The following is a 19,991-nucleotide window of genomic DNA, read 5'->3' as shown; positions in this document are numbered from 1 at the left end:
TCGTAGATAAGAGTTCCCTCAACCACGCCCGGTTCGAGCAAGGATCGGGTAAACCGGCTCGGGACCCTACTCCTCGGCCAGCTCTGTTCCGGAACCTATTCAGCGGCACCAAAGTTGGGGTGGAGGTCAGGAGTGTGCGATGAGTTCCAAAACTGGGGATGGTCGGCTCTCTTTCATTGAGTTTCAGTCGCCCACGCTGGTCGAGAACGCGCCTGAGGACAGCGAATGGCTTCATGAGATCAAGTACGATGGCTACCGCACCGAACTGATCATTGAGGGCGGCAAAGCGCGAGCCTTCACGCGCCGTGGCTACGACTGGTCGCACCGATACCGACGAATTGTTCAAGCGGCGGCGGATTTGCCGGTGAAAGCGGCGATCATCGACGGTGAGGCTGTCGTTCTCGGCGACACTGGCCTGCCGGATTACCAAGCGTTGGAACGGGAGTTGGGCAGTCCAGACTCGGCGAGGCTCATCTTCTATGCATTCGATCTGCTGCACCTCAACGGGCGCGATCTGCGGCAGCAGCCGCTGGTGAAGCGCAAGGCAGCCCTTCAGAAGTTGCTGAAGAACTCAGCGCCGACATTGACCTACGCCGAACATTTGGAAGTGGGCGGCAGGGACGTGTTTGAACATGCCTGCCGTATGGGGTTGGAGGGCATCGTCTCCAAGCGCACCAATGCCACCTACCGCTCAGGGGTCCAGACCAGTTGGCTCAAGGTGAAGTGCATCAAGAGCGACACTTTCCCCATCGTGGCATTTGTCGAGAAGCTGGGCGCTCACCCGCGCCGCATCGCATCCCTCTACATCGGTCGCCGCGAGGGCGACCGACTGCTCTATGCCGGGAAGGCTCGCAGCGGCTACACCTTGAGCGCTGCGCACCTGGTTCGAGAGCGGCTCGACCCGCTGATCATCAGCAAGTCGCCTCTGTCAGAGCCCATCGTGAAGCCGAAGGCGACGTGGGTCAGGCCAGAGGTGCTGGCCGAGGTACAGTTCAGCGGCGTCACTGATCGCGGCGTGTTGCGCGAGGCAGTATTCAAGGGTCTGCGCGAAGACCTCGTGCCGATCCCGGCCAAGCCTCCGGCGCCATCAAAGCGGCGTGGGCCAGCCCGGAAACATGGCGCTCCCAGCGAGAACATCCTGCAATTGCTGCCTGACGCGGTCTCGCCCTCCAAGGACGAACTTGCGCGCTATTGGCAGAGGGTTGCCGATCACGCACTCGTCCATCTCGGCCACCGACCGCTGAAGCTGGTCCGCCACGCACTCGGCGCAACCTTCTATCACAAGGGCGCGTTGCCGAAGATCCCGGCCGCCGTGCATCAGTTGCGACTCCAGAAGCGTGAGGGTGGCGAAGGTGTGCGCGTGTGGGTGGACGACCTTGCCGGTTTGCTGGGGCTGGTCGAGATGGATGCGGTAGAGCTGCACCCTTGGAATGCCACCGTTGACGACATCGAGCATGCCGACCGCATAGTTCTGGACCTTGATCCGGGCGAGGGGGTCGAGTGGGATGAAGTCATCGAGACCGCGCTAACGCTTCGCGACATCATGGAAGCGGAAGGTCTGCAGAGCTGGCCGAAGGTGACGGGCGGCAAGGGAATTCACCTGATGGCCCCACTTGGGACGAAAATCACGCATGACAATGCCCGGCTCCTTGCCCGATCGTTCGCTAAGCGCCTCGCTGAAGCTCATCCTGATCGCTATCTGCTCTCCGCCGCGCCGGCAGCCCGAAAGGGCCGCATCTTCATCGACTACCTTCGCAATGGGCGCGGCAACACGGCGGTCGGCGCCTTCTCCCCACGGGCGCGACCCGGGTTCCCAATCGCCCGTCCCGTGACCTGGAGCCAGGTTGAGGCAGCCATCCGTCCAGATGCGTTCACCATTGACCGTCCGTTTAGGGCGGCTGCCAGAAAAGCAGCGTGAGCAATCTCGCAGCGCATTCTATTAGCAGTGGGCGAAGACGCCCAGCGATTCCGCCGAACATTCGATCATGTCAACTACTTGCCGGACGGGTCGATCTCTATCCAGGCGGGCACATGATCACTCGGCTTTTCCCAGCCTCGCAGGTCAGCGTCCACGCCCGCGTCACGTAACCTGTTCGAAAGTGATGGGCTGACGAGGAGGTGGTCCATCCGAAGGCCGGAACTCCGATCATAAGCGCCTCGGTAGGAGAAGTTCCAGTACGTGTAGATGCCTTTCTCCGGATGAATGCAGCGGACGGCATCCATCCAGCCACTGTCTAGCATTTCGGCGTAGGCCTGCCTGCTCTCCGGAAAGTAGACTGCGTCGCCCGTCCAACGTCTCGGTACCACGGCATCGATCGGCGTTGGCACGACGTTGTAATCGCCGCACAGAACGCTTGTGATCCCCTCCTTGACCAGTAGCTGGCCGTAGCTGATCAGACGGTCGAACCAGCGGAGCTTATAGTCGAATTTCGGGCCGGGCGCTGGATTGCCGTTGGGCAGGTAGATGCACCCCACGACGATCCCATCCACCTCTGCCTCGATATACCGGCTGTGAGTGTCGTCAGGGTCACCCGGCACGCCGCGTCGACGCTCCAGGGGCTCCTTTCCCCGTGCGAGTATAGCTACACCGTTGTAGGACTTTTGCCCGTGCCAGATCGCGCCATAACCGGCGTTCCTGACGGCTTCCGCGGGAAATTTCTCATCCGAAGTCTTCAATTCTTGAAGGCACACGATGTCATAGTCGGTCTGACCCAGCCACTTGATGAGCAAGGGCAGGCGACCGTTCACGCCGTTGACGTTAAAGGTTGCGATACGGGTCATCCGAAGTTCTCAACATCCCTTGGCGATTCGAGCATGGAAGGCTCAGATGTTGATGCTTGCATCATGCCGGCAAAGGGAGGCCTTGTCAGTCGTCTTTCTAGGCCGGTGATACCACGACATAATCTGATCCGCATGGGCTAGGAGCGCTCCTCGACCTTTCCGTGGCAATGCGCTCGCTATCCACTTCGGCGACCTTCAGCATCGGCACCTCGGCGACGCGCAGGCCCGCGCCAGCGCCCGCCGCTTCACCCGTCCAGCAGGGCACAACCCACGCCGGAAACGAACTCAAAACTGGATAGAAACTGGGGGCAACGTCACCGGCCGCAACGATCAGCCCCCACCTACGTTGTCCGATGTAGGGGTTCGTATCTCTGAGCGCGGCCGCAGCTCCCTTCAGGCAAGATGCGCGAGCAGATGGATATCTATCTGACCGAAAGCAAACAGAAGCCAGGCGTGCCCACTGAAAGCACAAGCAAGCGCAAAGGTTCCTCAACTGATGCTCGGCTGGCGGCAATTTGATCGCCAGCCGAGTGATTTTGGCCGGTGGTCGGGGGAGACTGGCCAGCCACACGCTGGTGATTCCAACCTTTGCCGATGTGCCAATCAGCAACCTTGGTCGGTCTTTTTCACCTGACCCGGCGCGGCGGTTTTGGCTGTCGTGTCCTGCTGACCTGGCGCCGCCTGCTGAGCGCTGCCAGTCTGCTGGCCGGGCGCGCAGTCTCTGGCCGAGTTCGAATTTGTGGTGCCGCTGGTCGTGGTCGTGTCGGTGCCTTGATCGCCGGACATGTTGGTGCCGCTGCTCGTCGTGCCGGTGCCCTGATCCGTCGTGCTGGGCATGGTTGTCGTGGTCGAGGTGCCGGTCATCGAGGTTCCGCTCGTCGACGTTCCGCTCGAAGTTCCGCTGGTCGTCTGGGCAAAGGAAAGCCCGGCCGACACCGCCAGCACGGCCGAAGCCAAAAGGATGCGTTTCATGTTCTTTCTCCTGTCTGAATGCGCGGTGTGCGCTGGCAAATCCAACAGGCAGATAGAAAGAGTGTTCCCCCAAGAAGCTCAACTTTTGTCACTCTGGTCGTAGGCCAGCCTTAAAGTGGCGGACGTATATTAGAAGCCTCTTGAAGAAGACGCTGCCCGCACCAGAATCCGTGGCATGGCTCGGGGAATAGACATTGGTGACCAGGTGGCCATTACGGCCAGGGTTCGAAGGCGGATAACAGGGGACCGCGTAAGCGTGTCGATCCCAGGCTACGACTTCCCACATTCCATCATCGACCACAGCAAGGTGAACCGAGGCCAGCAGATCAACCTCAAAGGCGAGGTCACGCGCATCGACGAGGACACCGTGACGATCGACTTCGGGCCGCTGGTCACGGTCGACCGTGACAAGGTCCGGTTGGTGGAGAAATATAGGCCGCCAAACCGACGAAAGGCACTTGTCGTTGCCCCAGATTAGAACCGACAACATCGCGACGGGCTATGAGGGCAGGCCGCATGACGGGCCGGTAGAGGACGAGTCGAAGCACTTGGTCTACTGCCCAGTCTGCGGCCAAACGTTCGACGCGCGCGATCTTGGACAGGTCTTCCACCACGCTGAGTCCCAGCACGAGCCCCTTCCGGTCGAGCAATAGTCCAGCTAGTTGAGCTCCGGCGGCAGACCGACGTTGAGACCCTTCAGCGCGCCACCGCGTACGTTGGATGAGAAAAGGTGCTGCGTGCACCGCGCCTTCCCCGCGCGCCGATGCTCCACCTGGACCGCAAAAAAGTCCCGCCGCACTGCCAGAACGGCGGGACCGATCAAACGCTTTGCACCAGGCGGGGGGATGCGGGGGGTTGGGCTTGCCAGGTGAGCGCGGACCGTAACCAACCCTAAGCGCCACAGCGGCAACGCGTCCACCAACCGCCGGTTGGAGCGATAGGACGACTGAGCCGCCGGCAGGTCAGGTCATCCCGGGTCGCTATCGCTCGCAACCAGACGGTAGCGGAAATTGTTGCGGATGTGGTCGTTGAAATAGCGGCCCTTGGCGAACGCGGCCCGGAACGCGGCAAAGGTTTCCGGCGGTACCCCCTCAAACTCGTACCGTTTACGGCTGGCGACGAACCACACCGAGAGGGTTCTTCTATCCCGATCATATTCCATCTTGCGGATCGAAGTAGATGGCATGAGCACCACAGCCCCAGGGCCCGCGCCTTGCGGGGAGCGCGGGCCGATCGGAATACCGATCTGCAGCAATACCTGGAGGGGGAGGATTCGCTGCGTGCACCGAACTTTCGCGGCGATCCCGTGTTCCATCGAGATGCACAAAAAGCTAGCTGCACCTTTCGGCATCACGTGGACGTTGGATTTGTGAGAAAGCGCGAGCGTCAATACTTGCTTCTGGTGATGGAATTTTCCCGTGAGACAGGCACGCTCCACGGCGACAGGAGTGCCCCGCTATGACCATCCTCGCCTACAACCTTGCCAATGACATCAAAGGCTCATGGAGGGGTCGTCTTCCTGCCGAACGAACTGCATCTGTATGTGGATGTATGTGGAATTCAGCCAGCCAGACGCCGATACAAACCCGGCTGATTGGATGAGCGTTGATGATTTCCTTGCATGGCGGCCGAAAGGCGCACTCCACGAGCGAGCGCGCGACAGCTTGGTCTCGCTCATTTGCAAGGCGCTGACAGGCGATGAGACAAGGGAAAACCCGCGCCGAGATCGATTGCAAGCGCCATGGGTGGGCGGCTATTCGACGTTCCGAAGGCACCGCGACGATGCCGCCAACGCGATAGCTAAAGCTCTTATCGGTGACGCGCGCGGGCTTGGCTTTGAAGCGTCAGCGGAGCGACATTTGCACCTTTCGCTCGGTGATCGCATTTTCGATGTCAATGTCGCTGACGTAGCTAAGCTTTCTCACGAACCCCGCGTACGACAAGGCTGGCGTCGTCAATTGACCTCCTGCAAGCCGAGACCGGAACCGGGATCGACCTTGCCGCGAAGCCGCCCGACCGCGTTGCCCGATGTAGGGCAGCGTGGTCGCGGCTCGTCGCGCACAGGACATGTGTTGTTCATGGCGACCCTAACAATGCGGCTGGTCTCGAAGAAACCGACCATGACATTGCCGCTCAGGCGTCAGCCGCCACTATGGCGGGGCATATGACGTCATGGCTCCCAAGCATATCGGCGCGGACGTCAACTACGCGTGGCCGACAGCCGAGATTGCAACCGGGCATTCGGGCCCACATCCCGGAGCGGCGTCGAGAACGCGCTTCGGCGTCTCTCGCCAGCGTGGGCGAAAGCCCGCTCGACCTCCGGGCGCCAATCGCCCGGTCCGGGCTGTCCCAAGCGCATCACCTCGTACATACGGCGTCTACTCAGTGGGATCGGCACAGTGCTTCACTACCAGGCAGGGACTGACGAGCCGCTTCGCTGCGGGTCAATCAAGCAACCGATACAATCCGCTGATTGACCAAATTCGTTACCACTCGAGGTCCTGCGTTGCCTTCGATATCCGCTCCGTCCAACACGGAAGCAAGCGAACTTCAAATGAGTCTGTACCACAACACCGCGCCGGCTATAGCTAAGTTCAATTCATCAGTCTCGTTGCAGAATTCGTTGTCAATAAGTCACTTGCGCCAGCAAGATAAATTGAGCCATTGCCGTTCATCTCGATCCGGTTGACCACAAAGATGCGAGGCTTACTGTCCGTCGACAATGCACCCCCACCTGTAAGAAAAAGCTTTTGTGACGGCAGATAGACTATACCGCCTAGATCTGTATCGCCACCGCCAATGAGCGTGGAGGTTCTCTCCACGCCTTGGGGTTTTTGAGCTAGCGCGATCCCCATCCACGGGCCGCTGGTCGGCGCCGTCAGGCGTAGCTTGGCGCCGGCCTGCATTGTAGTGGTGGCCTGATCGTCGAGTAGAACGATGGTGGTACCGTCAGCTGCATCGAGAACCGCGCCAGAGGAGAGCGAAAGCCCTCCCGTCCTGATGACATACGTTCCCGCAGCAAGATTGACCACCGCTCCGACCGACAGGATGAGCCCTCCACAAAAAGTGCCGGGAACGAGATTTGCGGTGGCGTTTTTGATCACCAGGTTATTGTAGGTGCAGACATTGTCTGTTGGCCAGACCACTCGGGAGATAATGGGATCTGCCAGCTCTTTCTGATCGAAAAGCGGTTGAGGGTTGAAGCCGGCAGACGGCCCGGAGGGGCCGACGACTGACGTCACCAATGTCCTGATGGACGATGCGCCATTCGTGGCTAGCGCAGACCCCGATCTTGAATTCACCTGCGCAACGCATTTCTGGCCATTTATCGAGGAAGACCCCGAATTCGACCATGCGTTCGAGGCGGACCGATCTAGCACGAGAAGACAGACTGGGTATCGCGGATAGGCAATCGCGGTTGCGCTTCGGCTAATATCAAGTTTAACGACGCCAAGGATTGCCGAGAAGGCCAATTCCTGGGGTTGGTGCAATAGAACCGTCACAATTGTGGGATTGGTTGAACCAACCGTCTGGTGGGCGTCACCACTATAGGGACTTCGCGTGGCCACAAAGGTGGGGCTGGCGAAAGTATCAACGTTCTGCTGACGCTGCTCCGACGTCATATCGCTGCTGTTCGCGCTTGCCACGGCTAACTGAAGGGCCGTGGAGTCGGCTCCCTCCTGCAACTGTTGGGCAGTTCGGCTCACGCGCGCAAAGTCTATCGCCACTCCGACGCCCAACAGCACGACCGGCAAGACCAACGCAAACACCACGGCGAGGTTGCCGCGTTCTGAACGCCAAAATCGTTCGGTCACCCGCATGAAAGCCCCCTTCATTTAGCTGGGACTAACCTAGAGGCAGCATATTGAGGGTCCGTTTCCCCAGCGGGTAAAGTTGTCTCGATCGCAAATCAGCTTGCGGGGAGCAGCTGAATCAGCGTCTCAAATTCACCACGATGACGCCGCCGAGCGCCGGCGACCACGCCCCGCCGTCTGGCGCCGGTCTGGCGATCGTCAAGGCCGGCCCGCGCGCATCATCGCGCGCGGGATGGCGTCTCGCGGTCGCGTACTCGCCATGTCGCCTTGGCGGACTGATCATTTTCGAATTGCTCCTCAGAGATATGCATCGCCGTCGGCGCGGTATTCAAAACAGGACCAATGCGATGGCTGTCTGGACTTGGCAAATCCCTATCCGGCATCCTTGCCGCAGTCGAGATGCTCGCACCTGACGGCGCTCATGGTGAAAAACGCCTGCGCCCGGTAGAGTTCTGCCCGGAAAACGCCAAACTAGAAGAAGGAAATCGGGCGTCAGGTATTCGCAACGTTTGGTCGAAGCAATTGATTGACAAGGCTTCGAGTTGGCACGCCTCGTGTGCTTGGGAGGGGCCGGGCTACAGATGAAAATGACGGATGCCCTTACACAGCGCTTAATTTCTCATTGAGTTCGCCATGGACATTTCCGGCATGCCTTCCGGGGACGAGGTCGACAGCTTCATCATCCCGCCGCCGTCAGGCGCGCGGTCGCAATCGGCCGTGCGCGGGGCTGCATAGCATGTCTGAAACTTGCTCTCGCTCGCTCCAAAGACGTGCTCATCAATCCTCACTTCCCCATCGCAACGCCGGCGGACGTACGGTAGCCAGCGGTCGAAGGCATAGCCGACACGACCACGGATCGTTCCGAAAGCATCCAAGCCAGCCGCTCATCCATTTTGATTGGATAAACCGTGATCGCGCGGCGCCAACCTGGTCGCGATATCTGGCGTTGCCCGCTCTATCGATCTCGACATCCGGGATAGCAACAATCTGAGCTTTCGCGAGGAACCGCATGCGGTCGACGCGGTCGCTGCGGGCCAGGGTATCGCTATCTGCAGCGACGTAATGGTCAGGCACCGAAGCGATGGTCAAGTTATGCGCGCCAAACGCAAGAGTTGTCGCCATTCCCGAAGAAGATACCGTTTGTGAATTTTTCGCAACGATTTCGGAGCCGCTTCACGACTTGTCGAAATGGCGAGGGCAACCTGAGCCGGTGCTTGCGGAAGAAGCGCCGAGCCAATGGAGGATCAGATGAGCGTCGCTCCCGTCATTCGCATGCCCGACCAGAATAAGGGGGTCATGCTACGTGGCTATCCGATGGTGTTCCTTGTCACCGGCAAGGATACGAAACACACGAGCATGTTCGACTGGACGATCCCGAGCGGGTTCGCTACCGGCCTTCATGTTCATCGCGTGCAGGAGGAAACCTTCTACCTTCTTGAGGGCGAATGCGTCTGGCATGTTGGGGACAAGACGATCCGCGCGACCGGGGGCACCTACCTGTTCATTCCACCGGGCATTCCGCACAACATCACCAATGTCAAGAGCCGGCGCGGGTGCTGATGACCGTCTCTCCGCCTGGACACGAACACTATTTTGAAGAGCTTGCCAGGCTCGCTGCGCACGGCCCTCCGGATCCGAAAGCGCTTGCAGACTTGCGGAACCGTTACGACACTGACCAGCTCTCTACCTTGACAACAAGAGCCTAAGGTCGATTTGCGATGTCGGGTGATGGCGCAGCGCCGCTCATGGCGTCGGCACCTGCGATGTCCTCTGTTGTGGCGCGTTGGTCGGGTGCAGTCGTCTGTCCGGCCTGTAGATGCAGCCATTCGACGCTGCTGGCCCTGATGGGGTCGGCGAACTGGGTCCCAATCTGCTTTGCAGACTATGATGCCTTCGACATGGCACGGTCATCCCTGTTCCCGGCCTGACCGGTGTCGCCAACAGCTATGACGACACGCCGGTAGTGTTGGGCTGATAGCCATGGGCGACCAAATCGATAGGTCGCAGCAACAGCAACTTGATCCTGCAGCCGACTGGGAGCTTGCGGCGGACGAAGCCCTCGCGGCCCGTGGTGGGCCAGAGAAGCAGCAAAGGCGCTTCTTGTCGCCAACGCTGCCCTGGAGCGTGAATTGGCCTTGGCGGCCCCCGCTGTGAGCCATGGGTTTAGCCGAAGATGGCACCGCGGGTCTTGCCCGACCGGACGCGCAGCTTGTGCTGGTCGGCATCCTTGCCCAGCCCCGCAGTTCGGCCGGGTTCGTCGCTCGTCGTGCGAAAGGATCGGCAATCGTGCGCGGAGCGAAGAAGCCATTCTCGGAGTACTGGACCAGTGCCATTCTCACTGCCTAATCGCAAAATGCCTCATAACCTGACGAGATATAGCGTCAAAATGGGAGGTCTTTGAGAGAAGAAGCTGACAATGGGGAATAATAAGCCGTGACCATGCGGTGTTTAGCTGGTCTATTCACCGCATAAATTGCGGCAAATGATCTTGCATATACGACGATTGAGGCCCATATTCGACGCAAAAAGTGCGGAGAATATGGCGACCTATATCTACGAGCTTGAAAACTGGCCGCAGTTCGAGTGGCGCAGCCAGGACCTTGCCGATCAACTGGCGACGGTGCGCCATCGGCAGGGCCGGCTGCTGGGGCGGATGGAGGCGCTAGGCTTCGAATTGCGTGCCGAGGCGATGCTTCAGACCCTAACGGAGGACGTTCTCAAATCCAGCGAAATTGAGGGTGAAATTCTCGACAAGGAACAGGTGCGGTCGTCCATCGCCCGCCGGCTGGGCATGAATATTGGCGCACTGGCGCCGGTCGACCGCGATGTCGAGGGCGTGGTCGAGATGATGCTCGACGTAACTCAGAACTATCAGGCGCTACTTACGGGTGAGCGGTTGTTCGCCTGGCATGCGGCCCTGTTTCCGACGGGTCGCAGCGGCATGACGAAGATTATCGTCGGTGCGTGGCGGCATGAAGCCTCTGGTCCGATGCAGGTCGTCTCAGGTCCCATCGGTCGGGAGAAAGTCCACTATGAAGCTCCAGAAGCGGCCCGGCTTGAGCTTGAAATGGCCTCGTTCATCGACTGGTTCAACGGTTACGCGCCGCTTGATCCCGTTCTGAAGGCGGGGGTCGCCCATCTATGGTTCGTCACCATCCATCCCTTCGAGGATGGCAACGGCCGTATCGCCCGCGCGATCGCCGACATGATGTTGGCGCGATCGGAGGGCAGCGCTCAGCGGTTCTATAGCATGTCCGCGCAAATCCGGGCGGAGCGGAAGGACTACTACGCGATCCTCGAACGGACGCAGAAGGGCAGTCTCGACATCACCCCTTGGCTGCAATGGTTTCTAAGCTGCCTCGACCGCGCCTTCAGCGGGGCCGAGGAGATTTTGGCCAATGTGCTGCGAAAGGCCCGTTTTTGGGAGGAGATGGTCCAACGACCTCTAAGCGAACGCCAGCGCAAAGTCGTCAATCGGCTCCTGGACGGCTTCGAAGGCAAGCTCACCTCCTCGAAATGGGCAGTGCTGACCAAGACCTCACCTGACACGGCCTTGCGCGATATCAATGATCTCCTGGCGCAAGGGATACTCGTGAGAGATGAAGCCGGTGGGCGAAGCACGAGCTATTCGCTGGCAGGATTGGATGACGGGCCGGATCGCGCGCCTCGGCGACATCGTTGAAACAGGAGCGCGAGCCAACAGCGCGCGCCCAAAGCATGATTGGCCCGCTCGATTGGTTCGGAGAATGCGTCTATGCCGTTTGTCGCTCGGCACTGGTCCATCGGGTTCGGTCGCAAGCCGTTAGGGCCAGTCATTGACGAACTTTCCGCCTTGATAGCCGCCATTGAAGCCCCAGCGAGCGGTTTGATAGGCTGCAAAACCCCTGAATCGCGCTTTGGCTTTGCCTAGGCACCCAACGCCTTCTGGTTTCGCCATCCTGACAGCACCACAACCCGTACGGCAACCGACGCTGGGCCTGACATTTTATCTCCTATTTCTGCGCAGCCGCAACTCGCTGCAACATCGGTTTTGACATCAAGCCATCAGATGCCATCTTGCTAGCAGGCGAAATGAGCCTATACATGGGTGCCAAGGAGTCCGATATGGCCGAGCCACAACTCTCAGTCCGCAGCGCCAAGGCGCGTGATCTTGCACACCGGCTTGCCCGTCGTGAAAACCGCTCGATTGCGGAGGTGGTCGAGCGCGCCCTCGAATCTTACGAGGTCCGCGAGGCCGGTCGTGAGCCTGCTTCTGCCTTCTACCCGCGGCTTTCAGCGCAATCCGGCACAGACATCGACCTTGAGGCGGTGATCCGTGAGAGTCGCCGGCCGAATCGAGGCGTCGAGCTTTGATCTTTGTCGATACGAACGTCGTTTCCGAAACGTGGAAAAAGACCCCAGACGAGGCAGTCATTGCCTGGCTGATCCGATACGATGCCGAACTCGCGCTTCCAACCGTGACGATTGCCGAGATCGCGTTCGGCATCCAGAAGATAAGACCGGATCAACGTGCCGAACGGCTGGAGCAAGGGTTGTCGGACTGGCGCCGGCGTTTCGCAGACCGCATCTTCGGTCTGACAGAAGAGGCTGCGCTGGTTTATGGGGAAATTATGGGTGCTGCTGCTCGCCAGGGACGCGGCATGTCGGCACCCGATGGCATGATCGCGGCGATCGCTCGAGTAAACGGGGGCCGCCTCGCCACGCGCAATCTGACTGACTTCGAGACGGCAGGACTCGTTCTGACATCTCCGTGGGAGTTCTGAAGCGTTTTCCTGTCGTCGCTTTTGTTCAAGCCCCCATCTGCCTGTCAAAGACGGGCTGAAAGGCCGTCAAAGCGCAGGCGAGCGATATCAGGTCAATTTGCATGTCGTCAAAATCCCCTGAAGGTCGCTCGAAGCGCCTCAGCGGCAGCCTGACCGGGTACGGCAACCGACCTGCCTTTTCTTCGCGAAAACCATTAGGCTCGCTGGGCTTGCGAGACGGCGAGAGATGCCCGATCTGAAACAGATGCCGGATGTGAAACAATTGAAATTGCTCGGCGTCCTGGCAGCGACGGCGATCGGTCTATATGTCTGTTATCTGCTGGCGTGGCCTTTTTTGCCGGCATTGACCTGGGCGCTCGTCCTGGCAATTATTCTGTCTCCGGCTCACCGGTGGGTTGAGAGACGGGTCGGAAATCGAAACCTGGCAGCGCTGATATCGGTAAGCGTCGCGGCGATCGCCGTCGGCCTGCCGCTGGCGCTCGTCGCACAACAGCTCGTTCGCGAGGCGGTAAACGGAGCGACTTATCTGGAGGAGGTCATCCGCGGTTGGGACGCAGTCGGCTTCATGTCTGGCTATCCCACGCTTTCGGCCATTGCCCAATGGATCGAGAACCAATTCGATCCGGCCGGCTCAGTCGCCGCATTCGTGCAATGGCTGACGGGACAAAGCACATCGCTATTGCGTGGCTCCATCTATCAAGTCGCGATGTTCGGCCTGACATTTTATCTTCTGTTCTATTTTCTGCGCGACCGCCAACATGGCCTGCAAGCCGTCGCGGGCCTTTCGCCCCTGCGCGCTCCGGAGACAGCCTACATCTTGTCTCGCTTTGCGGAGACCGTCTATGCAACACTGCTCGGCACCGTGTTCGTCGCCGCCGTCCAGGGAACATTGGGTGGCCTGATGTTCTGGTGGCTCGGCCTGCCGACGCCAGTCTTTTGGGGCCTTGTCATGGGACTTCTTGCCATCGTGCCCGTGCTCGGGGCGTTTGTGATCTGGGTGCCCGCAGCGGTCTATCTCGCACTGGAGGGAGCTTGGGCCAGCGCAGCGATATTGACCGTCTGGGGCGGCGTCATCGTCGGCGGCATCGACAATCTGCTCTATCCGATGCTTGTCGGGAATCGGTTGCGCCTCCACACGGTGGTGGCCTTTATCGGCGCGGTCGGCGGCATCGTCTTGTTCGGAGCATCCGGCCTTGTCCTCGGACCTGCGGTGATCGCCATCACAATCAGCCTCATCGACGTGCTAAAGACTCGATTGACCGACCGGCCGGACGCCGCCGCGCGCTGGTGAGCTACCGCATCAGTCCGTGACGGATTGATCAAGCGCGAAAAGGGCGCTGGTCTTCGAGTGGTAGCGCGAAACCTGAACAACCTCTGGGCAGAGATCTCAACGAAGGCAAGCACATCAGCCAGGCTGCTGTATTGCGGCAAGCTTCCAGTCACCGCCGTTCTGCCGCGTAAAGGTCCACAGTTCGGCCGTCTCCGTCGGCTGATCGGCCCCGCCCTCAACGATCTTGCCGCTGATGCGGTCGCGGGTCACGTCGCGAGACTCATAGCGCAAAGCAGCCGTCGCGTAGTCGCGATCACCCTCCCGCCAACTTTCCGCAATATCGGCCTCCAGCAGGCTGACGTCCGACACGTCGTTCCTGACGCCCTTTTTGGCATTGTCGGCAAGTTCCTCGGACAGATAGGACACCATCTCGGGTGTCACCAACCGGCGCAATGCAGCATGATCTTCGCGCCCGAATGCCTCCTGAACTTCCGTCAGCCGTTGCTGGAACGTGTCGAGGTCGGTTTGGGTGAGTGTGATCTCATCGGAAGCGTTGGCTTGGCTCGTTCCGCCAAATCCTGACCCGATGCCGGTAATGGAGGAAGTCGGGCCGTTGCTCGGCTCGTGCCGCGCTGCTGCGTTTCGCGCAAAGGTCCCGGTGCCCCGCGAGGCACCAGCCGTAACGGACGCTGGGCTTTGCGCCGACTGCAAGCGGAAAAAGCGGATCGCCAGCATGATCGCGCCGCCGAACAGCAGTACTTGCAGCAAAAGACCCAACATGCCGGCCAAGCCGCCGAACCCATGACCCAGAAGAACGCCGATCAAACCGCCGAGAAGCAGCCCACGTATCATCGATCCGCCGAGGCCGTTGAAGAAGCCCGGGCCCTGGAATGCCTGCGGCTGACGGGCCGCATTGTTCGCGGCCGCATTGGGCGTCATCGAGCGCTCGACCGGTGCGGCCGGTTGCGGCGCAACTCTGGTCGGCGGGACCGGCTGGAAAGTGCGCATGCCGCGACTGCCGAAGCTGCCGCCACGGCGCGCATCGGCGTGATCCACAGCGACCATGGAAAATGCCAGGAACAACCCCGCAAACAAAACTGCAAACCGTCCCCAACGCGAAATCAGCATAGGCAAGTCCTCAAGTGACACTCTTTCCGCTCATATGGGGTGCGTCGATCGAAATAGCAGTGAATCGTCCGTCGAGATATTTTCGGGCGGCATGGTCGGCCGCCCGCCAGTGTTCACGACGAGAATGTCTGCCCTACCCAAGCGCGATGATCGCTGTTCGACCACGCAGGCTCCCGCACCCGGTCGAGTCAACAGCATCGCTCATGCAAGCCTGTGGTCATCGATCTCCCCGGCGATGATGCCGAGGGTCTCCCGGCGAAGACTCGATTGACTTACAGCTTTCCTGTGTACTATCAACATATCTGGAAAACCTGCCATACAGGTTTGCCCACTCCTGAACTGGAGATTGCGTGAGCACGGCCGTATCCGCAAAACATTCCGACGCAGCGAGCCTGGTCAGCAATACGATCGGCGAGATCACGCGCCATATCCGCGCGCATGAGCTCGGGCCCGGCGACCGGCTGCCCAGCGAGGCCGCGCTTTCGAGACAATTGAGCGTCTCGCGTACCGTGGTTCGCGAGGCCTTCAGCTCGCTCGCCGCCATGCGGCTTATCGACCTGAGGGCGGGCAGACGGGCTACCGTCGCCGAGCTGGATTATGGCGCCATGTCACTGGTGATCGAGCATGGCGTCCACACCGAGCAGATCACGGTGCAGCAAATCTACGACGTGCGCCGCACGATTGAGACCCGCACTGCCATGCTGGCGGCCTTGCGCAGAACCGCCGACGAAGTGGAAAGGATCAGGAAGCACGCGCTCGCCATGCGCGAGAATTTCCAGCGGCCGGAACAGGTCATGGAGCACGATCTCGCCTTTCACCTCGAAATCGCCAAGGCTGCGAAGAATCCGGTTTTCAGCCTCATCGTCGGCGCGTTCGAGCGCGTATCGCGCCAGACCTGGCCGATCGGCTGGCGGACCCGCCCTTCGGATGCCGAGCAGTTGGCGATGATCCAGATCCATATCGACCTCGCCGAAGCAATCGAGACCGGTGATCCCCAGTCGGCGCGTGACCTGATGGCGAGGCATTTTGACGAGAGCGTCAAGGCCCTGCTGGCGGCCGGCATCGCCTGAGGAGCAGGGGCGCAATGAAGATCACGAAACTGGAAACGCTGCGGCTGAAGGAGCGGCCGAACCTTCTGTGGGTCCTGGTTCACACGGACGAAGGCCTCGTCGGACTCGGCGAGACCTTCTTCATGGCTGAAACCGTCGAGACCTATCTGCACGAATATGTCGCGCCGTGCGTGATCGGGCGCGACCCCTTGCAGATCGACCTGCTTGCCGCCGACCTCGTCGGCTATCTCGGTTTCCGATCGACGGGCGCGGAAGTCAGGGGCAATTCCGCTTTCGATATCGCGCTTTGGGATCTGTTCGGAAAGGCGACGGGTCAGCCGATCGCACAACTCCTCGGCGGGTTCACCAGGCACGAGATCAGGACCTACAACACCTGTGCCGGAACCGAATACATCAAGAAGGCCACCGGGCAGACGACTGCCAACTACGGGCTCGACAAGCCCGGCGACGCCTATGATGATCTGAACGGCTTCCTTCACCGCGCCGACGAACTGGCGCATTCGTTGTTGGAGGAAGGTATCACGGCCATGAAGATCTGGCCCTTCGACATGGCCGCCGAGAAAACGCGCGGCCAGTATATATCGCAGCCCGACTTGAATTCCGCGCTGGCGCCGTTCGAGAAAATCCGCAATGCGGTCGGCGACAAGATGGACATCATGGTTGAATTCCATTCAATGTGGCAGCTGCTGCCGGCCATGCAGATCGCTCGCGAGCTTGCCCCCCATAAGACCTTCTGGCACGAAGATCCAATCAGGATGGACAGCCTGTCCAGCCTGAAACGCTATGCCGAGGCTTCGCTGGCGCCGATATCGGCTTCGGAAACGCTCGGTTCCCGGTGGGCCTTCCGCGACCTTCTCGAAACCGGAGCGGCCGGTGTCATTATGCTTGATATCAGCTGGTGCGGCGGGCTCTCGGAGGCGCGCAAGATCGCTGCCATGGCTGAAGCATGGCACCTGCCGGTCGCGCCACACGACTGCACCGGTCCAGTGGTGCTCGGCGCATCGACCCACCTGTCGCTGAATGCGCCGAACGCGCTTGTCCAGGAGAGTGTCAGGGCCTTTTACAAGACCTGGTACCGCGATCTTGTGACCGCTTTGCCGCAGGTGAAGAACGGCATGATCACCGTGCCCCCCGGACCGGGCCTCGGCATGGAACTGAACCCGGAGATCGATCGCGCCTTCACGGCGCTTCGACGGGTGAGCGACGCATCTACTCTCTGAAAATGAACCTGAAGCAGCTTTCTACGGAGGAGGAGAATCATGAAGAAGCTACTTATCTCGGCAGCCTTGGCAGCAGTACTGGCTGGTGGCTCGGCAATCGGCTCACGCGCACAGGAGCCGATGAACATCGTCTTCACGCATCATTCGTCGGCGTCGAACCCGTTCTGGCAGGCGGTGAAGAAGGGCTTTGACGACGCCTGCGCCAAGATCCAGGCCAATTGCCAGATGGTCTTCACGCAGACCGAAGGCTCGATCGAGCAACAATCGGCCAACATGCAGGCGGCGCTCGCGGCAAAACCGGACGCGCTGATCACCTCGATCGTCGACAACAATGCCTTCGACCAGATCATCGCCGACGCCCGCGCTGCCGGCGTCACGGTCATCGCGTCCAACGTCGACGACACCGAGGGTGCAGCCGGCAATGCCCGCCAGGCTTTCATCGGCCAAGGCTTCATTCCCGCCGGCTACGAACTCGGCAAGAAGATGTCCGAGTTCTTCCCCAAGGAAGGCAAGATCAGGGCGCTCGTCGGCGTCTCCGCGCCCGGTCAGAACTGGTCGGAACAGCGCGCTGCCGGCGTCATGAAGTTCCTTGAGGAATACAAGGCCGCGAATGCCGGACGCGAAGTGGTCATTGAACGGCTCGACACCGGCACAGATGGCGCCGTCGTCGCCGATCGTGTTGGCGCCTATCTGTCCGCCCACCCGGACACCACCGTGTATTTCGACACCGGCCTTTGGCATGCCTACGTGGCCCAGGTCCTGATCGATCGCGGCATCGAGCCGGGCAAGGTGCTGATGGGCGGCTTCGACATCGTCTCGGAAGTCCTGCAACAGATGGAAGCGGGTTACATCCAGGTCCAGGTCGACCAGCAGCCCTACATGCAGGGCTTCATGCCGGTGATGGAAGCCTATCTCGCCAAGAACGTCGGTCTGCTGCCGGCAGACATCGACACCGGCAAGGGCATCATCGTCAAGGAAGACGTGCCAAAGCTCAAGGAACTGGCCGCACAAGGCGTGCGGTAGGCGCGAAGCCGGCGTCCTCTCCTCGTTCTTTACGCGGAGAGGGCAAGGGGAGGGCAGGCAGCACGGCCTTGGGCGTCGGCTCCGTCCCATCCTCCAACGGCATCTCCCTTGTCAGGGGCGGTAGCAGACAGACTGCCGCCATCCCCTTGCCGATGCGACAAGCCAGCGCAAACAATCCCAAGCCGGAGCGAATGATGAAGCGCTTGATGAAGATCTATCTGGAGAAGCCGGAGCTTGCGGCGGTCGTGTTCCTGCTCCTCCTCCTCCTCGTCTTTCAGATTCGCTCGAACGGCGTATTTTTGAACGCACAGAACGTGCGCGGAATGCTTGGGCTGCTGCCCGAAATGGGGCTGGTCGCGATCGGCGTGACCCTGCTGATGATATGCGGCGAGTTTGATCTTTCGGTAGGCTCGGTATTTGCGCTGACCCCGATGACCATGGCGGTGATGCTGGCGGCAGGCGTGCCGTTCGCGCCGGCCTTTGCCGCCGGGCTCGCGATCGCCGCCCTGATTGGCTTCTTCAACGGGTTCATAACGATTCGTTTCGCGATACCAAGTTTCATCACCACGCTTGGCATGCTGTTCATCGCGCGTTCGCTGACGGTGGTAATCTCCGGTGGCTTCCCTCCTGTCATCCCGGCCAACGCTCTGCCGAAATGGCTGTTTACGATCTATGTGGGGCCGGGCGACCTCTTTCGCATGTCGTTCTTCTGGTTTCTCGCCGTGGCAATCCTGGTGACGGTGCTTCTGTCGCGCACGAATTTCGGCAACTGGGTGCGCGCCACCGGCGGCTTTCTGCCCGCCGCGCAATCGATGGGCATCCCGACGGCCCGGGTGAAGGTCGCCTGCTTCATGATCTGTTCGGTGCTCGCCGGCTTTGCCGGCACCATTCAGGTGATGCGGCTCGGCGCGCCGCTGCCTTCGATCGGCGAGGGGCTGGAGTTGCAAGCCGTGTCGGCTGCCGTCATCGGTGGCGCCTCGCTGACTGGCGGCATTGGCACCATCTTCGGCGGCATCATCGGGGCTGCCCTGATCCGCGTCATCGACAACGGACTGGTGCTGAGCCAGGTTGACGCCAACTGGTTCAAGATGGCAATCGGCTTCCTGACTATCTTCGCGGTCGTCGTGAACGCCTGGCTTCGAAAGCGGGGCAGGGCAATGAAGGTGGAGACCTGATCATGGCGGCACCCATCATCGCGATCAAGGGACTCCAGAAATGGTATTCCGGCGTCCACGCCTTGAAGAACGTCACTCTCGACATCTACCCAGACGAGGCGCTGGGCCTCGTCGGCGACAACGGCGCCGGCAAATCGACGCTGATCAACATCCTGTCAGGCACCCAAAAGCCCGATGGCGGCGAGATCAGGATCGACGGTGAACCGGTCCGATTCTCGAACCCGCGCGACGCCATGGATCGCGGCATCGAGACGATCTACCAGTACAATTCGATGGTCCCGACCATGACCATCGCACGCAACGTTTTCATCGGACGCGAACCGGTGAAGGGCTCGGTTTTCGGCATCGGCATCCTGGACCAGAAGCGCATGCGTGACGAAAGCGTCAAGGCGATCGCCGACGTCGATCTGCATCTGAGGTCGCCCGACGCGCTGGTCGGCGAACTGTCGGGCGGCCAGCGCCAAGGCGTGGCGATCGCCCGGGCCATGCACTTCAAGTCGAAAGTCATGATCCTCGACGAGCCGACCAATCATCTCTCGGTCAAGGAGACGCGAAAGGTGATCGGCTTCGTTCGCGCCCTCAAGGCCCAGAACATCACCAGCGTCTTCATCAGCCACAACATGCATCATGTTTTCGAATGCTGTGACCGGGTCGTGGCGATGGCGCGCGGCGAGATCGTTCTCGACAAGCGGATCGGCGAGACTTCGATCGAGGAAATCCACGAGGTTCTGTGACGCGAAGAAGCGATCACTCGCGAGCCGCTCTGCTGGTAGA

General features: G+C 60.4%; 16 protein-coding genes and 3 pseudogenes. 14 read left to right on the top strand and 5 right to left on the bottom strand.

What is annotated here, in order from left to right; genetic code table 11:
- The first annotated feature begins 139 nt into the window (after nucleotides 1-139).
- On the top strand, nucleotides 140-1,918 hold the full coding sequence (gene ligD / locus NKH60_RS25165; RefSeq protein WP_352873712.1) for a DNA ligase D: 1,779 nt from the start codon (nucleotides 140-142) through the stop codon (nucleotides 1,916-1,918).
- Nucleotides 1,919-1,992: 74 nt separating this feature from the next.
- Here the strand turns inward: ligD and xth are convergent, their stop codons facing one another.
- Together xth and NKH60_RS25155 are read right to left on the bottom strand one after the other, a co-directional pair.
- Complete coding sequence (xth, locus tag NKH60_RS25160) at nucleotides 1,993-2,781, bottom strand: exodeoxyribonuclease III (protein WP_352873710.1); 789 nt, start codon at nucleotides 2,779-2,781, stop codon at nucleotides 1,993-1,995.
- Nucleotides 2,782-3,384: 603 nt separating this feature from the next.
- Nucleotides 3,385-3,753: a hypothetical protein gene (locus NKH60_RS25155; RefSeq protein ID WP_352873708.1), complete on the bottom strand. Its 369-nt coding sequence runs from the start codon at nucleotides 3,751-3,753 to the stop codon at nucleotides 3,385-3,387.
- Between the two features lie 256 nt (nucleotides 3,754-4,009).
- Here NKH60_RS25155 and NKH60_RS25150 point away from each other — a divergent pair, with 256 nt between their 5' ends.
- A complete protein-coding gene (locus NKH60_RS25150; protein WP_352873706.1) occupies nucleotides 4,010-4,231 on the top strand; it encodes a KOW domain-containing RNA-binding protein in 222 nt (73 codons plus the stop codon).
- 489 nt (nucleotides 4,232-4,720) lie between these two features.
- On the opposite strand, the gene NKH60_RS25145 is transcribed toward NKH60_RS25150, so the two are convergent.
- Complete coding sequence (locus NKH60_RS25145; RefSeq protein ID WP_352474364.1) at nucleotides 4,721-5,143, bottom strand: KTSC domain-containing protein; 423 nt, start codon at nucleotides 5,141-5,143, stop codon at nucleotides 4,721-4,723.
- A gap of 540 nt (nucleotides 5,144-5,683) precedes the next feature.
- Here NKH60_RS25145 and NKH60_RS25140 point away from each other — a divergent pair.
- Nucleotides 5,684-5,902: pseudogene (locus tag NKH60_RS25140) on the top strand (aminoglycoside phosphotransferase); the annotation flags it as partial.
- A gap of 2 nt (nucleotides 5,903-5,904) precedes the next feature.
- A pseudogene (locus tag NKH60_RS25135) lies at nucleotides 5,905-5,985 on the top strand (carboxyl transferase domain-containing protein); the annotation flags it as partial.
- A gap of 362 nt (nucleotides 5,986-6,347) precedes the next feature.
- Here NKH60_RS25135 and NKH60_RS25130 read toward each other — a convergent pair.
- Nucleotides 6,348-7,574 (bottom strand): pilus assembly protein TadG-related protein, encoded by a 1,227-nt coding sequence (locus tag NKH60_RS25130; protein WP_352474362.1) that lies wholly within the window; start codon nucleotides 7,572-7,574, stop codon nucleotides 6,348-6,350.
- A gap of 1,242 nt (nucleotides 7,575-8,816) precedes the next feature.
- On the opposite strand from NKH60_RS25130, the pseudogene NKH60_RS25125 reads away from it, so the two are divergent.
- From NKH60_RS25125 to NKH60_RS25105, 5 genes and pseudogenes are all read left to right on the top strand, one after another.
- Nucleotides 8,817-9,274: pseudogene (locus NKH60_RS25125) on the top strand (cupin domain-containing protein).
- 833 nt (nucleotides 9,275-10,107) lie between these two features.
- Entirely contained in the window at nucleotides 10,108-11,250 is a 1,143-nt protein-coding gene (locus tag NKH60_RS25120; RefSeq protein ID WP_352873703.1) for a Fic family protein, read from the top strand.
- A 422-nt stretch (nucleotides 11,251-11,672) separates the two neighbouring features.
- Nucleotides 11,673-11,921, top strand: coding sequence for a plasmid stabilization protein (locus tag NKH60_RS25115; RefSeq protein ID WP_352455498.1), 249 nt, complete (start codon nucleotides 11,673-11,675; stop codon nucleotides 11,919-11,921).
- Nucleotides 11,918-12,331, top strand: coding sequence for a type II toxin-antitoxin system VapC family toxin (locus NKH60_RS25110; RefSeq protein ID WP_352873701.1), 414 nt, complete (start codon nucleotides 11,918-11,920; stop codon nucleotides 12,329-12,331). The genes NKH60_RS25115 and NKH60_RS25110 overlap by 4 nt, the downstream gene beginning before the upstream one ends.
- Nucleotides 12,332-12,557: 226 nt before the next feature.
- Complete coding sequence (locus NKH60_RS25105; protein WP_352873699.1) at nucleotides 12,558-13,622, top strand: AI-2E family transporter; 1,065 nt, start codon at nucleotides 12,558-12,560, stop codon at nucleotides 13,620-13,622.
- A 114-nt stretch (nucleotides 13,623-13,736) separates the two neighbouring features.
- Here the strand turns inward: NKH60_RS25105 and NKH60_RS25100 are convergent, their stop codons facing one another.
- Complete coding sequence (locus tag NKH60_RS25100) at nucleotides 13,737-14,726, bottom strand: Tim44 domain-containing protein (protein ID WP_352873736.1); 990 nt, start codon at nucleotides 14,724-14,726, stop codon at nucleotides 13,737-13,739.
- A 353-nt stretch (nucleotides 14,727-15,079) separates the two neighbouring features.
- Here NKH60_RS25100 and NKH60_RS25095 point away from each other — a divergent pair, with 353 nt between their 5' ends.
- The 5 genes from NKH60_RS25095 to NKH60_RS25075 all read left to right on the top strand — a co-directional run bounded on the left by NKH60_RS25095 (nucleotide 15,080) and on the right by NKH60_RS25075 (nucleotide 19,951).
- On the top strand, nucleotides 15,080-15,799 hold the full coding sequence (locus tag NKH60_RS25095; protein WP_352873697.1) for a FadR/GntR family transcriptional regulator: 720 nt from the start codon (nucleotides 15,080-15,082) through the stop codon (nucleotides 15,797-15,799).
- Nucleotides 15,800-15,813: 14 nt separating this feature from the next.
- Nucleotides 15,814-17,019: a mandelate racemase/muconate lactonizing enzyme family protein gene (locus NKH60_RS25090; protein ID WP_352503248.1), complete on the top strand. Its 1,206-nt coding sequence runs from the start codon at nucleotides 15,814-15,816 to the stop codon at nucleotides 17,017-17,019.
- A gap of 39 nt (nucleotides 17,020-17,058) precedes the next feature.
- Nucleotides 17,059-18,042 (top strand): sugar ABC transporter substrate-binding protein, encoded by a 984-nt coding sequence (locus NKH60_RS25085; protein ID WP_502895713.1) that lies wholly within the window; start codon nucleotides 17,059-17,061, stop codon nucleotides 18,040-18,042.
- Between the two features lie 194 nt (nucleotides 18,043-18,236).
- On the top strand, nucleotides 18,237-19,217 hold the full coding sequence (locus tag NKH60_RS25080; protein WP_352873695.1) for an ABC transporter permease: 981 nt from the start codon (nucleotides 18,237-18,239) through the stop codon (nucleotides 19,215-19,217).
- Nucleotides 19,218-19,219: 2 nt separating this feature from the next.
- Nucleotides 19,220-19,951: an ATP-binding cassette domain-containing protein gene (locus NKH60_RS25075; RefSeq protein ID WP_023678772.1), complete on the top strand. Its 732-nt coding sequence runs from the start codon at nucleotides 19,220-19,222 to the stop codon at nucleotides 19,949-19,951.
- Nucleotides 19,952-19,991 lie beyond the last annotated feature (40 nt).

The sequence above is a fragment of the Mesorhizobium sp. M1006 genome (assembly GCF_040318825.1).
Taxonomy (GTDB): Bacteria; Pseudomonadota; Alphaproteobacteria; order Rhizobiales; family Rhizobiaceae; genus Mesorhizobium.
The sequence above is the reverse complement of the archived record's forward strand: the minus strand, read 5'-3'. Positions and strand labels throughout refer to the sequence as shown.

What these genes read in the sequence shown, in the direction of transcription:
- ligD (WP_352873712.1), top strand. Translation starts at nt 140, where the DNA reads ATGAGTTCCAAAACTGGGGATGGTCGGCTCTCTTTCATTGAGTTTCAG.
- NKH60_RS25075 (WP_023678772.1), top strand. Translation starts at nt 19,220, where the DNA reads ATGGCGGCACCCATCATCGCGATCAAGGGACTCCAGAAATGGTATTCC.
- NKH60_RS25115 (WP_352455498.1), top strand. Translation starts at nt 11,673, where the DNA reads ATGGCCGAGCCACAACTCTCAGTCCGCAGCGCCAAGGCGCGTGATCTT.
- NKH60_RS25090 (WP_352503248.1), top strand. Translation starts at nt 15,814, where the DNA reads ATGAAGATCACGAAACTGGAAACGCTGCGGCTGAAGGAGCGGCCGAAC.
- NKH60_RS25155 (WP_352873708.1), bottom strand. Translation starts at nt 3,753, where the DNA reads ATGAAACGCATCCTTTTGGCTTCGGCCGTGCTGGCGGTGTCGGCCGGG.
- NKH60_RS25080 (WP_352873695.1), top strand. Translation starts at nt 18,237, where the DNA reads ATGAAGCGCTTGATGAAGATCTATCTGGAGAAGCCGGAGCTTGCGGCG.
- xth (WP_352873710.1), bottom strand. Translation starts at nt 2,781, where the DNA reads ATGACCCGTATCGCAACCTTTAACGTCAACGGCGTGAACGGTCGCCTG.
- NKH60_RS25120 (WP_352873703.1), top strand. Translation starts at nt 10,108, where the DNA reads ATGGCGACCTATATCTACGAGCTTGAAAACTGGCCGCAGTTCGAGTGG.
- NKH60_RS25105 (WP_352873699.1), top strand. Translation starts at nt 12,558, where the DNA reads ATGCCCGATCTGAAACAGATGCCGGATGTGAAACAATTGAAATTGCTC.
- NKH60_RS25085 (WP_502895713.1), top strand. Translation starts at nt 17,059, where the DNA reads ATGAAGAAGCTACTTATCTCGGCAGCCTTGGCAGCAGTACTGGCTGGT.
- NKH60_RS25130 (WP_352474362.1), bottom strand. Translation starts at nt 7,574, where the DNA reads ATGCGGGTGACCGAACGATTTTGGCGTTCAGAACGCGGCAACCTCGCC.